We start from the raw sequence: 12,341 nt of genomic DNA on the forward strand, positions 1-12,341 counted from the left end.
CGGGGTGAGGCCGCACCCGGCGGCCCGCAGTCCCGAAGGAGACCCCGATGCCCGAGTACGTCGTCCTCATCGTCGGTGACGCCGACCGCTGGTGGACCACCATGGACGCCGAGCAGCGCACCGCCGGCTACGCCGAGTACGGCCGCTTCGCGCAGCAGCTGACCGAGCGCGGCCACCGCATCACCGGCGGCGCCGAGCTGCACGCCACGACCGAGGCCAAGCGCATCCCCGGCGGCGGCGGCCCGGTGACCGACGGGCCGTTCACCGAGACCGCCGAGCAGGTCGGTGGCTTCTACCAGGTCGAGTCCGACGACCTCGACGACCTGCTCGACTGCTGCCGCATCATCGCCGCCCTCGGCGACACCGTCGAGGTGCGCCGCACCGTGCAGCCCGAGGACCGTCCCGCGTGAGCCGCCACCTGGTCCTCCTGCCGGCGCCCGAGGCCGAGTGGGCGCAGCTGCCGCCCGAGGAGCACGAGAAGGGGATGCGCAGCCACCAGCGCTTCCACGCGGACCTCGCGGCCGGCGGTCACCGCATCGTCGTCGCCGGGCCGCTCACGCCGTCGGACGAGGCGATCTCGATGCGCCCCGACGGCTCGGGCGGCGCCCTCGTGACCGACGGGCCGTTCACCGAGTCGGTCGAGCAGATGGTCGGCTTCTACCTCGTGGACACGGACGACCGGGACGACCTCGTGCGGGTCTGCCGGGAGTTCGCGGCCCGTGGGGAGCTCATCGAGTTCCGGGACATGGTGCCGGGCACCGGCCAGCAGGACGACGGGCCGGTCCCGTCATGACCCGCTACGTCGTCCTCGTCGCCTACGCACCCGGCGACTGGGCGGACGCGAGCCCCGAGGTGCGGCAGGGGTACTCCGACGCGCACCACGCCTTCGAGCGGTACGTCGACACCCACGGCCGGCGCATCTCCGGGGCCCCCCTCGCCGATGCCGAGACGGCCACGACGCTGGCGCCCGGTGCGGCGGAGGACCGCGTGGTCACCGACGGCCCGTTCGTCGAGCTGGCCGAGCAGGTCGGCGGCTACTACGACGTCGAGCTGCCCGACCTCGACGCCGCCATCGCCGCGGCCCGGCTGCTGCCGAGCGCGTACACGGTCGAGATCCGTCCCGTCGTCGAGATCCCGGACCACGCCCCGCTGTGACGGCCGACGAGGTCCTCGCGGCGACGGTCCGGAACGAGTGGGGGCGCCTCGTGGCGCTCCTCCTCGGCCAGTTCCGCCGCCTCGACCTCGTCGAGGACGCCCTCGGGGACGCCGTCGAGTCGGCCGCCCGCCGGTGGCCGGCCGACGGCGCCCCCGACAGGCCCGCCGCCTGGCTGCTCACCGCGGCCCGTCGCCGGGTGCTCGACCGGCTGCGCGGGGAAGCGATGGCCGCCCGCAAGGAGCCGTTGCTCGTCGTCGAGGCGGAGCGCGGGACAGGAGAAGGGGCGATGGTCGACCCCGGAGGGCTCGTCGAGGACGACCGGCTGCGCCTGGTCCTCCTCTGCTGCCACCCGGCCCTCGGGCCCGAGGTCGCGAGCGCCCTCGCCCTGCGGCTCGTCGTCGGCGTCTCGACGGCCGACATCGCGCGCCTCTTCCTCGTGCCGGAGCCGACGATGGCGGCGCGGATCACGCGCGGCAAGAAGAAGATCGTCGCCGCGGGCATCCCCTACGCGGTGCCCGGCCGCGACGACCTCCCCGGGCGGCTGCGCGTCGTCGCGCAGGTGGCCTACCTCGCGTTCACGGCGGGCTACGCGCCGGGCTCGGGTCCGGACCTGCTGCGGGCCGACCTCGCCGGCGAGGCCGTCCGGCTCGTGCGGGTCACCCACGCGCTCGTGCCCGACGAGCCCGTGCTCCGCGCGCTCCTCGCGCTCGTCCTGCTCCAGCACTCGCGGCGCGACGCGCGGGTCGACGCGCAGGGCGGGCTCGTCCTCCTGCCCGACCAGGACCGCGGGCTCTGGCACCACGACGAGGTGGCCGAGGCGGTCGAGCTGCTGGCCGGGGTGGCCCCGACCCCCGACCCCCTCGTCGAGTCCTACCGGCTCCAGGCCCTCGTCGCCGCGGAGCACGCCCTCGCCCCGACCTCCGCCGCCACGCGATGGGACCGCATCTGCGACGCCTACGCGGCTCTGCTGCAGGTCAACCCGTCACCGAGCGCTCGGCTCGCCGCGGCCGTCGCCCTGTCCGAGAGGGACGGTCCCGCGGCCGGGCTCGCCGCGCTCGACGGCCTCGACGAGGCCCTCGCCGGCAGCCACCGGCTCGCCGCGGTCCGCGCGGAGCTGCTCGCCCGGGCCGGGGACGCGGCGGCGCTCGCCGCCTTCGACGAGGCGATCCGGCTGTGCGGCAACGACGTCGAGCGCGCCCACCTGCTCGCCCGGCGCGAGGCCGTCGCCGCCGGGTGACGCGTCGCGCCGGTCGCGCAGCAGGAGCACCCCGGCCACCGGCAGCAGCGCCCACCACCAGCGCAGGCCGCTGCGTGCCACGAGACCCTGCGCGGCCATGAGCCCGAGCCCGCCGCACCCCAGGGCCGTCGCGAGCACCGGGCGCCACGCCTCCACCGGACCGCGGACCGGACGCACCGACTCGAACCGCGCCACGACCGCGACGACCGCCGCCGTCAGGAGGGCCAGCACCGCCCACCAGACCGGGCGCCCCGCCCACCACGGGCCGGACAGCGGCTCGGCCCCGAGGCCGAACCCGCCCAGCAGCAGCGACCCACCGACGACGAGCACCATGACGGTGAGGTGCCACAGGTAGACGCTCATCATCCGGCTGCCCAACCGCACGGTGAGCGCCCACGGACGGTCGCGCGCCATCCAGCGGGCCAGCAGCGGCTCGGCGGCGAGGACGAGACCGGCCTGGAGCAGCCCGAGGAACCCGAGCGTCACGCGCGTCGGGTAGCTGTTGTTCACGGCGGCGGTGTCGAGGCCGATCATCGAGACCGGGTAGGGGCCGGCCGCCACGAGGGTGACGAGGCCGACGCCCCCGACCGCCGCGAGGGCCAGCCGCCGCCGGGTGCCGGCCAGGCGCCCGTCGAGCCAGGCGTACCCGAGCTGGTGCACCGCGCCCCAGACGAGCACGTAGTTGGCGAAGCCGACCCACCACAGGTCGGTCGTCAGGCTCACGAGGTCGGCGACACCGCCGACGGCGAGCGCCCCGGCGACGGACGCCCACCCCCACCGCGCCCAGAGGCTCAGCGTCAGCGGGGCCAGCGAACAGACGACGACGTACGCCGCGAGGAACCACGTCGGCACGAGAGCGACCTGGGAGGCAGTACGCAGCGCGGCCCGGTCGGCGCCGGCGAGGTCGGCGACGACGAGCAGCACCACCCACGTGAGGAGCAGTGGCACGACGGGCACGAGAAGCCGGCGCAGGCGGGCGCGCAGCCACTCCGGCCACCGGGCGCCGCGCGCTCGGGCCCGCCTCCAGGACAGCGCGTTCGCGTAGCCGCCGACGAGGAAGAAGACCGGCATCACCTGGAAGACCCAGGTCAGCGGGTGGGTCCACGGGGCGAGGTCGAGGACCGCGCCGGTGACGAGCCGGCCGTCGCGCACGACGACCGCGGCGACGAGCCAGTGCCCGAGGACGACGACGGTGAGGGCGCCGACGCGCAGCAGGTCGACGACGCGGTGGCGGGTGGCGGGGGTGGCGGCGGCGATCTCACGCGCGGTCGGGGTCGGCACGACCCCAGCGTGGCGCGCGAGGACCCGCCGGGACCTGAGCACCGCTACCCACGCCGCGGAGGGTGCCCGGCCCCGACGGGCCTGCGTCGGGGTCGACGAGCGTCAGGCAGCGCCGCTCGTCGCGACGGCCGTCGCCGGGAGCACGACCGAGAGCCGGCCGGCCCCGTACCCCGAGACCGTGACGACCATGTCGTCGCGGGTCAGTGAGCCCTCCATCGGTGCCAGCACCTCCGGCGGCGGGGCCGCGTTGAACCACACGCGGCCGAGCCTGACGTGCGGTCCGCCACCGCCGTTGAACAGCGAGGTGAAGACGTTGAGCGCCTCGGAGAACGCCGACTCGACGGGCGGGGTGGTCTCCCCGTCCTTGACGAGGCCCTCCGCCGCCGGCGCGGGCGTCAGCGACAGGCACGCGCCGAGCCGGACGACGAGCTCGTGGTCGGCGACGAAGAGCGCCGCGAGGTGACCGTCGTCGCCGACGAGCTCCGCGGTGGTCGTGCGCCGGTCGCCGGGCACGGGGTGGCCGACCGCCGAGTCGACCGCACAGTCGCGCGCGAGCAGTCGCTCGAGCAGGTCGCGCGCCTCCTTGCGCTCCGGGAGGCCGGTGTGGCCGGCGACCCGCTCCTCGACGGCGACCGTCGCGACCGGCGCGTGCGCGCCGCGGCCGAGGACGGGGTCGAGGTGGAGCGCGAAGGACTCGGCCGTGAAGGGCTTGCCGATGAGGAAGAGCGCCCCGGCCTGGAGGGCCTGGACCCGCATGAGCGAGGAGCCCTCCGAGGTGATGAAGCCGAAGGGCGTCGTGTCGCCCGCGGCCCGCAGTGCCTCGAGGAACTCGATGCCGGTCATCTTCGGCATGTTCCAGTCCGACAGGACGAGGTCCGGCCGGTGCGACGCGACGATCTCCAGCCCGACGCGGCCGTTCTCGGCCTCGACGATCTCGTGGCCGCCGTGGCCGGCCTGGCGCAGGGTACGGGTGACGATCTGGCGCATGACGCGGGAGTCGTCGACGACGAGCAGCCTCATCGGGGGTCCTCCAGGGTGGTGACGGCGACCCGCAGGTTGCCGGCGGTCGCCAGGTAGGTGGCGGCGACCGTGTCGGGGCCGGACGGCTCGGCGGAGCCGTCCTGGTGCACCTCGGGCAGGCCGAGGGTCGCGTGGTCGGGGAGCAGGGACTTGACGTTGCCCGCGACGATGTTCGCGATCTCGCCGAGGGCGTCGCGGACCTCGTCCGGGGCGGGCGGCAGGTCCGGCGGCAGGGCGAGCAGGTCGCGGGTCAGGCCGGACGCGACCTCGCGGGTGCAGCTGACGACGACCGAGCCGCTCCACGAGCCGTGGATGTCGACCTGCGCCCGGACCGAGTCGGGGGGCGCCGGCGAGGCCGGGGTCGCGACGGTGGGCTCGCCGAAGAGCGACTCCCACACGGTCGAGACGATGGAGTCGAGGTACTCGGCCTCGATGGGGCTGGCGTTGGTCATCGGGGACCGCCTCTCTGGGTGAGCTGGTAGGCCATGGCCCGGCCGAGCGCCTTGCGCTCGAACCCGGCGTCCAGCCCGAGGGTCGTCTCGGCGGCGCCGAGGAACAGGTAGCCGCCGGGGCGCAGCACCGACCGGACGGCGCCGAGGACGGCGGCCTTCGTGGCGACGTCGAAGTAGATGAGGACGTTGCGCAGGAAGACCACGTCGAACCGCGGCATGAGCGGGAGCGGCGCGGCGAGGTTGAGCGTGCGCGCGAGGATCATCGAGCGCAGCTGCGGCGAGGCCTCCCACTCGGTCCCGGCCCGCTGGAAGTGCTGGACGAGCCGGCCCGCCGACAGGCCGCGGCCGACCTCGAGCTGGCTGAACCGCCCGTTCCGCGTCCGCTCCACCATCTGCGGCGAGAGGTCCGTGGCCGTGATGCGCGTCTGCCAGCCGACCGGCAGGGACTCCAGCGCCGTGATCCCGAGGGAGTAGGGCTCCTGGCCCGAGCTGCACGCGGCCGCCCAGATGGTGAGGGTGCGGTCGGGGCGCGGCGTCGAGACGATCTCGGGGATGACGACCTTCGCGAGCGCGTCGAACGGGTGGATGTCGCGAAAGAACGAGGTCTCGTTCGTCGTCATCGCCTCGACGATGTCCGAGCGGATCGGGTCGGTCGGCCGCGAGCGCAGGCGGCTCGCGAGGGCCGCGAGGCTCGGCAGGCCGGCCTTGGTGGCGACCGGGGTCAGCCGGGCGCTCACGAGGTACTCCTTGCCGCGCTCGAGGACGATCGCGCTGTCCTGCTGGACGATCCGGGCGAAGAGGTCGAAGTCGGCGGCGTCGAGGACGGTCATGCCGCACCTCCGTGCGTGGCTCGGCCCACGGTGACGCGGTGGGCGATGGTGTGGGCGACGGCGCCGAGCGGGAGGACGCGCGAGGCGTGGCCGCCCGCGACGACCTGGCCCGGCATGCCCCAGACGACCGACGTCGCCTCGTCCTGGGCGTAGACGACGCCGCCGGCCCGCACGACGTCGCCGGCGGAGGCGGCGCCGTCGGCGCCCATCCCGGTGAGGACGACGGCGAGGGTGCGCGAGCCGTAGACGCGGGCGACCGACCGGAAGAGCACGTCGACCGCGGGCCGGCAGTGGTTCTCCTTCTCGCCGTCGGTGAGGACGACAGTGGCCGCACCCGCGGAGCCGACCACCGTGAGGTGGCGGTCGCCGGGAGCGATGTGGACGACCCCGGGCCGCAGCCGCTCGCCGTCGGTCGCCTCGACGACCCGCAGCGCGGAGGACCGGTCGAGGCGCTCGGCGAGCAGCCGGGTGAAGACCGGCGGCATGTGCTGGACGACGACGACGGGAACGGGCAGGGTCCGGGGCAGGCCGTCGAGGACGACGGCGAGGGCCTCGGGGCCCCCGGTGGAGGAGCCGATGGCCACGACGTCGACCCGCTGCGCGTGCTCGGTGAGCAGCGAGCCGGGTGCCACCGGGGCCGCCGGCTCGCGCCGCCGGGCCGGGTGCTCGGCGAGGGCCCGGACGCGGGCGGCCGGGGCGGCGGGCCTCGGCGGGCACAGCGCGACGAGGCGCTCCCCGAGCTCACGACGGATCGTCGCGACGGACTCCACGAGGCCGCTCGTGCTGCTCGGCTTCGTCACGTAGTCGCGCGCGCCGGCGGCGAGGGCGTCGAACGTCGCCCGGGCGCCGCGCTCGGTGAGCGTCGAGAACATGATGACCGGCAGGGTCGGGTGGGCCTTGTGCAGCGCGCGCATCGTCTCGATGCCGTTCATGACGGGCATCTCGATGTCGAGGACGACCGCGTCGGGGCGCACCCGGTCGACCAGCGCGAGCCCCTCGCGCCCGTTGACCGCCTGCCCGCCGAGCTCGATGTCCGGCAGGCCGCGCAGGGCCTCGCTGACGACCCGGCGCACCGTGGGGGAGTCGTCCACGTGGACGACCGTGATGGTCATGACACGGGCACGAGGCCGAGGAGCTGGAGCTTCTCCTCGATGGCCTCCGGCGGGAAGGGCTTGATGAGGTACTCGTGGGCCCCGGCCGCGAGCGCCCGGACGATCTGGCCGTGCTCGGACTCGGTCGTCACCATCATGAGGTTGATGTCGCGCCAGGCCGGGTTGGCCCGGACCGCGACGACGAACTCGAGCCCGGTCATGACCGGCATGTTCCAGTCGATGAGGCACACGTCCGGCAGCGTGCCGTCGGCCTCCAGCGCCGCGACGGTGTCGAGGGCCTCCTGACCGTCACCGGCCTGGCTCACCTCGAACCCCATCCCGACGAGGATGCGCGAGAGCAGCACCCGCATCGTGCGGCTGTCGTCGACGACGAGCGCGCGCATCAGACGGCGAACCGGTCGACGGCGGCGCGGAGCGTCATCGAGATGGACTCGACCTCGCTCGCGGTGGTCCGCACGGTGGCGACGCCGTCGGCCGCGCGGGCCTGCACCTCGGCGTCCTGGGCGATGCTCGTGGCGATGCTGCCGGTGCCCGTCGCGGCGTCCGCGACGTTGCGCGACATCTCGGACGTCGTGGCGGTCTGCTCCTCGACGGCGGAGGCGATCGTCGTCTGGTGGTCGTTGATCTGCGCGACCACCCCGTCGATCCGGCTGATCGCCGCGACGGCGGCCTCGGCGTCGGACTGGATCGAGGAGACGCGGACCTGGATCTCGGCGGTGGCCCGGCGGGTCTCGCGGGCCAGCTCCTTGACCTCGTTGGCGACGACCGCGAAGCCACGGCCGTGCTCGCCGGCCCGGGCCGCCTCGATCGTGGCGTTGAGGGCGAGCATGTTGGTCTGCTCGGCGATCTTCTCGATCGTCTCGACGACGGTGCCGATCTGGGTCGAGGACTCCCCGAGGCTCGCGACGGTCTGGCTGGTCTGCGCGGCGAGGGCGACCGCCTCCTGCCCGACGCGGGCGGCCGCGTTGGCGGAGTGGGCGATCTCGCCGACCGAGGCGGCCATCTGCTCGGTCGCCGCGGCGACCGTCTGGACGTTGGCGCTCACCTGGTGGGCCGCGGCCGCGGTGTTGCGCGAGCTCGCCGCCTGGCTGTCGGCGCCCTTGGCCATGCCCTGGGTGACCGACGCCATCGTCGAGGAGGCGTGGCTGAGCGCGCTGGCGTTGCGGGCGATCTCGCCGAGCATCGTCCGGACGCCGGCGACGGCCTCGTTGAAGTTCTCGGCCATGACGCCGAGCTCGTCACGGCTCAGCACCTCGGCACGGACGGTGAGGTCACCGGCGCGCAGGGACTCCAGACTCCGCGACATGGTCCGGACCGAGCGGGTGATGGCCCGCAGGAGGCTGAGGCCGAGAGCCACCGCGAGCAGGCCACCGATGGCGAGGGCGACCCAGATGACCCGCGTCGTCGACGCCGCCTCGGACGACGCAGCCTGCACGAGGCGCTCGCCGGTCTGGACCCGCGAGGCCTCCTCGGCGTCGAGGCCGTCGGCTGCGGCGGAGATGAGGGCCTTGCCCTGGTCGGCCATCACCGACGAGTAGGTGGTCGTGTCCCCCCGCTCCAGCGCGGGCAGGAGCGTGCCGTCCCGGAGCGCGATGAACTGGTCCCAGTTCGAGGTGAAGGCCGGCCACCCGCTCGACGCGCTGTCGGCGCCCCCCTGCTCGATCTCGTCGTACTTCTTCCGCCACGTCGCCAGCTCGGCGTCCGTCTCCGCGATCTTCGCGGCGGCATCCTTGCGCGCGTCGGAGCCGGCCGGCGTGAGAGCGAGGTTGCTCAGCACGAGACGGGCCTTGATCTCCTCCTGGTGCACGCGGCCGAGGGCGACGAGGGCGACCACGCCCTCGTCGTCGATGTCCCGCACCGCCTCGTCCGTGCCGGAGAGCCCGGCCAGGGCGAGTGCCGTGGTGACCGCGAGGGTGGCCGCGAAGGCGCCCAGGGTCAGGACCATCTTCGTCGTCAGCCTGAGGTCCGAGAACCAGGCGAGGGGTGGGAAGGAGCGGGAAGGCATGGCGTGTCCTCCGGAGGGCTGGCGGGTGGAGTCGGTCGCGGCCGGGCGGTGCCGGAGCGCGGTGGGCTGGGTGGCGGTCATCGGTCGAGGGCGAGCACCGCGTCGAGGCGGACGTCGAGGAGGAGGGAGTCGGCGAGGACGTAGGCCCCGCGGACGAGGTCGCGGATCGGGCCGGTCAGCGTCGCGGGCGGCGGCTGCATCCCGTCGACCTGGATGACGTCGCCGATCCGGTCGACGACGAGCGCGACCGGGCCGCCGGGCGTGCGCACGACGACGGTGCCGGCGCTCTCGTCGTCCTCGGCGGGTGGCAGGGCGAAGCGGGCCCGCAGGTCCAGACCGGTGACGACCTGGCCGCGGAGGTTGAGCAGCCCGGCGACGCGGCGGTCCGCGCGGGGGACGGGGGTCATCGGCAGGGCGCCGAGGACCTCCTGGACGCGCTCGACCGGCAGGCCGACGAGGTGCTCGCCGAGGCTGAACGTGACGTAGGTGGCGGCGCTCACGCCGGGACCTCCTCGAGGTGGGCGGGGGCGGCGACGGTGGTGCCGGCGGCCCGGACGGCCGCGTCGAGGTCGAGGATCTCGACGAGCCGGCCGCCGACGACGGCGCCGCCGACGACCCCGGGACCGCGCCGGCCCTCCTGGGCGGCGACGTCGCCGTCCTCGACGTTGATGTCGACGATCGCGTCGACGACGAGGCCGACCGGCCGGTCGCCGTGGTGGACGACGACGACCGAGCGGCGCCCGTCCCCGTGGGTCGCGGACCGCGAGCCGCGGCCGGCGACGCGCAGGCCGCTCACGAGAGCCGAGACCTCGACGAGCGGCATGATGCCGCCGCGGTAGCGGGCGGCCCAGCCCTCGCCGAGCCGCTCGACGCTCTCGTCGTCGAGGTCCTCGAGGCGGGTGACGACGTCGAGCGGGATGGCGATGTTGCGCTCGCCGTCGGCGCGCACGACGACGAGGCGGCGCGCGCTCTCCTGGGTGCTCGTCAAGGCACCGGCGCCGGTGTCGCGCAGCTCCTCGCGCAGCTCGCCGGTCAGGGCGAGCGAGGCCAGTCCGGCGCCGTCGAGGATGAGCGCGACGGCTCCGTCGCCGAGGATCGTGCCGCCCGAGAAGACCTCGGTGCCGGCGAGATGCTCGCCGAGCGAGGAGACGACGATCTCCTCGGTGTCGCGGACCTCGTCGACGACGAGCCCGAACACCTTGCCGTCGACGTCGAGGACGACGATGGCGCCGGGCGGGCCGGCGGGGGCCTCGAGGACGGTACGGCCGTCGACGAGGGTGAGGAGGCGCTCGCGCAGGCGCAGGACCTGGACGCCGGCGACGTTCTCGACGGCGTGGCCGCCGTCGTGGACGACGACGAGCTCGCGGACGAGGGTCTGCGGCACCGCGTAGCGCTGCTCGCCGACGACGACGATGAGGGCGGGGACGATGGCGAGGGTGAGCGGGAGGGTCAGGCGGCAGGTCGTGCCGCGGCCGACGCTCGAGGAGAGCTCGACGGTGCCGCCGATCGCCTCGATGTTGGTCTTGACGACGTCCATCCCGACCCCGCGGCCGGAGACGTTCGTGACGGCCGCCGCGGTCGAGAAGCCGGGGCGGAAGACGAGGGCGTAGGCCTCGTGGGGCGCCATCGCCGCGGCCTGGGCCGGCGAGACGATGCCGCGCTCGAGCGCCTTCGCGAGGATGACGTCGGGGTCCATGCCGGCGCCGTCGTCCTCGAGCTCGATGACGACACGGCCGGACTCGTGGGAGGCGCGCAGGACGAGGGTGCCGGTGGCCGGCTTGCCCGCCTTCGTGCGGACCTCGGGCGCCTCGATGCCGTGGTCGACCGCGTTGCGGACGAGGTGGGTCAGGGGGTCGCGGATCGCCTCGACGAGACCGCGGTCGAGCTCGGTCTCGCGGCCGAGCATCGTCAGGGCGACGTCCTTGCCGCAGGCGGTCGCGAGGTCGCGCACGACGCGGGGGAACTTGGCCCACACCGTGTCGACGGGCTGCATCCGGGCCTTCATGACGGCGTCCTGGAGGTCGCTCGTCACGACGTTGAGGCGCTGCATCATCGAGCCCATCGCGATGCGGCCGTCCTCGCTCGCCGCGGACCCGGCGCGCCCGGCGCCGCCACCCGGCGAGCCGTCGTGGGCCGAGAGCTGGTTGCGGGTGAGGACGAGCTCGCCGACGAGGCGCATCAGCGAGTCGAGGACCGCGACGTCGACGCGCACCGAGGACTCGGCGGCTCCGCGTCGGCCGCCGGCGTCGCCGGTGTCCTCGACGACCGCGACGGGGGCCGGGTTCGCCGGCACCGCCGCGACGGCCGCCACGGGCGCGGGGGCCGGGGCGACCGGGGCCCCGGGGGCCTCGGTGGGAGGTGCCGGTGCCGCCGCCGTGGAGGGGGGTGGGGCGGCGACACCGGCGGTCTCGGGAGCGGCGCCGGCGGGGGGGAGAGCCTGGCCGGCCCCCGGGACCCCCTCCCCGGCGGGGCCGGGGAGGGTCTGGGGGGTGTCGTCGAGGACCGACTGGTGCAGGGCCTCGACGAGCTCGGAGAAGTCGCTGCCGCCCTCGCCGTGCCCGGCCTCGACCGAGGCGAGCACGTCGCGGATGGCGTCGACGGTCGCGAGCAGGAGGCTCGCGCGGTCGGTGGTCAGGGAGAGGTCCCCGTCGCGCAGCGAGGCGAGCAGCGTCTCGCCCGCGTGGGCGACGTGCTCGAGGACGGGCAGGCCGAGGAAGCCCGAGGTGCCCTTGATCGTGTGGACGGCCCGGAAGACGCGGGCCAGCCGGTCGCGGGCGTCCGGGTCCTTCTCGAGCGCCACCAGGTCGACATCGATCTGGTCCAGGTTCTCGTGGGACTCCACGAGGAACTCGTGGATGATCTCGTCCATCCCGTCGTCCACGACCCACCTCCGTGCGTGGTCGTCCCGGCGGGGTGCCGGGATCCGTCACCCGACGCATCGACCGGGCGCGCCCGCCGGTTGACGAAGATTCGGTCAAGAAGCGCGCAAGACACCGTCCGGCCCGTCGCCCAGCCGCCCCACGGGCCACATCGGCACCGTGAGACACGGGAAGCAACGAATTCCGTCGCCGGAATGACGAAATTCGTCAGAGGGCATGGACAACCGGCCGCGGACGGCGCACACTGGGCCACGCGCAGGGACGGAAACCGCAGGGGGTTTCCCAACCGACACGACGGAGGCCTCGGCCTCCTGGCGGACGACTCCGGTGCAGGGACCGGGCGAGGCCGCTGACGGGGCGGCACCGACA

At 74.9% G+C, this 12,341-nt stretch carries 12 protein-coding genes and 1 pseudogene; 4 read left to right on the plus strand and 9 right to left on the minus strand.

Annotated elements, in window-relative coordinates; translation table 11 throughout:
* Positions 1 to 47 precede the first annotated feature (47 nt).
* Genes KMZ30_RS14090 through KMZ30_RS22390 form a run of 4 tightly spaced genes read left to right on the plus strand, consistent with a single transcriptional unit; the run spans position 48 to position 2,393 of the window.
* On the plus strand, positions 48 to 410 hold the full coding sequence (locus tag KMZ30_RS14090) for a YciI family protein (protein WP_215513022.1): 363 nt from the start codon (positions 48 to 50) through the stop codon (positions 408 to 410).
* Positions 407 to 793: a YciI family protein gene (locus tag KMZ30_RS14095; protein WP_215513021.1), complete on the plus strand. Its 387-nt coding sequence runs from the start codon at positions 407 to 409 to the stop codon at positions 791 to 793. The genes KMZ30_RS14090 and KMZ30_RS14095 overlap by 4 nt, the downstream gene beginning before the upstream one ends.
* On the plus strand, positions 790 to 1,155 hold the full coding sequence (locus tag KMZ30_RS14100) for a YciI family protein (RefSeq protein WP_215513020.1): 366 nt from the start codon (positions 790 to 792) through the stop codon (positions 1,153 to 1,155). Before KMZ30_RS14095 ends, KMZ30_RS14100 begins: the two co-directional genes overlap by 4 nt.
* Positions 1,152 to 2,393: an RNA polymerase sigma factor gene (locus KMZ30_RS22390; RefSeq protein ID WP_215513019.1), complete on the plus strand. Its 1,242-nt coding sequence runs from the start codon at positions 1,152 to 1,154 to the stop codon at positions 2,391 to 2,393. The genes KMZ30_RS14100 and KMZ30_RS22390 overlap by 4 nt, the downstream gene beginning before the upstream one ends.
* A 204-nt stretch (positions 2,394 to 2,597) precedes the next feature.
* Here KMZ30_RS22390 and KMZ30_RS14110 read toward each other — a convergent pair.
* From KMZ30_RS14110 to KMZ30_RS14150, 9 genes and pseudogenes are all read right to left on the minus strand, one after another.
* Positions 2,598 to 3,716 (minus strand): annotated as a pseudogene (locus KMZ30_RS14110) (acyltransferase family protein); the annotation flags it as partial.
* A gap of 60 nt (positions 3,717 to 3,776) precedes the next feature.
* Positions 3,777 to 4,694: a response regulator gene (locus tag KMZ30_RS22395; RefSeq protein ID WP_215513018.1), complete on the minus strand. Its 918-nt coding sequence runs from the start codon at positions 4,692 to 4,694 to the stop codon at positions 3,777 to 3,779.
* On the minus strand, positions 4,691 to 5,146 hold the full coding sequence (locus KMZ30_RS14120; RefSeq protein ID WP_215513017.1) for a chemotaxis protein CheX: 456 nt from the start codon (positions 5,144 to 5,146) through the stop codon (positions 4,691 to 4,693). The genes KMZ30_RS22395 and KMZ30_RS14120 overlap by 4 nt, the downstream gene beginning before the upstream one ends.
* The gene (locus tag KMZ30_RS14125) at positions 5,143 to 5,976 is read right to left on the minus strand and encodes a CheR family methyltransferase (protein ID WP_215513016.1); all 834 of its coding nucleotides are present in this window, start codon (positions 5,974 to 5,976) and stop codon (positions 5,143 to 5,145) included. Before KMZ30_RS14125 ends, KMZ30_RS14120 begins: the two co-directional genes overlap by 4 nt.
* Positions 5,973 to 7,067, minus strand: coding sequence for a protein-glutamate methylesterase/protein-glutamine glutaminase (locus KMZ30_RS14130; RefSeq protein WP_308279750.1), 1,095 nt, complete (start codon positions 7,065 to 7,067; stop codon positions 5,973 to 5,975). Before KMZ30_RS14130 ends, KMZ30_RS14125 begins: the two co-directional genes overlap by 4 nt.
* Positions 7,068 to 7,084: 17 nt before the next feature.
* Positions 7,085 to 7,471 carry a response regulator gene (locus tag KMZ30_RS14135; RefSeq protein WP_215513014.1) on the minus strand — a complete coding sequence of 129 codons (387 nt, stop codon included), beginning with the start codon at positions 7,469 to 7,471 and terminating at the stop codon, positions 7,085 to 7,087.
* Positions 7,471 to 9,093: a methyl-accepting chemotaxis protein gene (locus KMZ30_RS14140; RefSeq protein WP_215513013.1), complete on the minus strand. Its 1,623-nt coding sequence runs from the start codon at positions 9,091 to 9,093 to the stop codon at positions 7,471 to 7,473. The genes KMZ30_RS14135 and KMZ30_RS14140 overlap by 1 nt, the downstream gene beginning before the upstream one ends.
* 77 nt (positions 9,094 to 9,170) lie before the next feature.
* Positions 9,171 to 9,593 carry a chemotaxis protein CheW gene (locus tag KMZ30_RS14145; protein ID WP_207022314.1) on the minus strand — a complete coding sequence of 141 codons (423 nt, stop codon included), beginning with the start codon at positions 9,591 to 9,593 and terminating at the stop codon, positions 9,171 to 9,173.
* On the minus strand, positions 9,590 to 11,974 hold the full coding sequence (locus KMZ30_RS14150) for a chemotaxis protein CheW (protein ID WP_308279749.1): 2,385 nt from the start codon (positions 11,972 to 11,974) through the stop codon (positions 9,590 to 9,592). The genes KMZ30_RS14145 and KMZ30_RS14150 overlap by 4 nt, the downstream gene beginning before the upstream one ends.
* Between the last annotated feature and the right edge of the window lie 367 nt (positions 11,975 to 12,341).

Origin of the sequence: Phycicoccus mangrovi, assembly GCF_018729305.1 — a bacterium.
Classification (GTDB): domain Bacteria; phylum Actinomycetota; class Actinomycetes; order Actinomycetales; family Dermatophilaceae; genus Phycicoccus; species Phycicoccus jejuensis.

Coding starts and splice junctions, on each gene's coding strand:
- KMZ30_RS14090 (WP_215513022.1), top strand. CDS start 48: ATGCCCGAGTACGTCGTCCTCATCGTCGGTGACGCCGACCGCTGGTGG.
- KMZ30_RS14100 (WP_215513020.1), top strand. CDS start 790: ATGACCCGCTACGTCGTCCTCGTCGCCTACGCACCCGGCGACTGGGCG.
- KMZ30_RS22395 (WP_215513018.1), bottom strand. CDS start 4,694: ATGAGGCTGCTCGTCGTCGACGACTCCCGCGTCATGCGCCAGATCGTC.
- KMZ30_RS14120 (WP_215513017.1), bottom strand. CDS start 5,146: ATGACCAACGCCAGCCCCATCGAGGCCGAGTACCTCGACTCCATCGTC.
- KMZ30_RS14125 (WP_215513016.1), bottom strand. CDS start 5,976: ATGACCGTCCTCGACGCCGCCGACTTCGACCTCTTCGCCCGGATCGTC.
- KMZ30_RS14135 (WP_215513014.1), bottom strand. CDS start 7,471: ATGCGCGCGCTCGTCGTCGACGACAGCCGCACGATGCGGGTGCTGCTC.
- KMZ30_RS14140 (WP_215513013.1), bottom strand. CDS start 9,093: ATGCCTTCCCGCTCCTTCCCACCCCTCGCCTGGTTCTCGGACCTCAGG.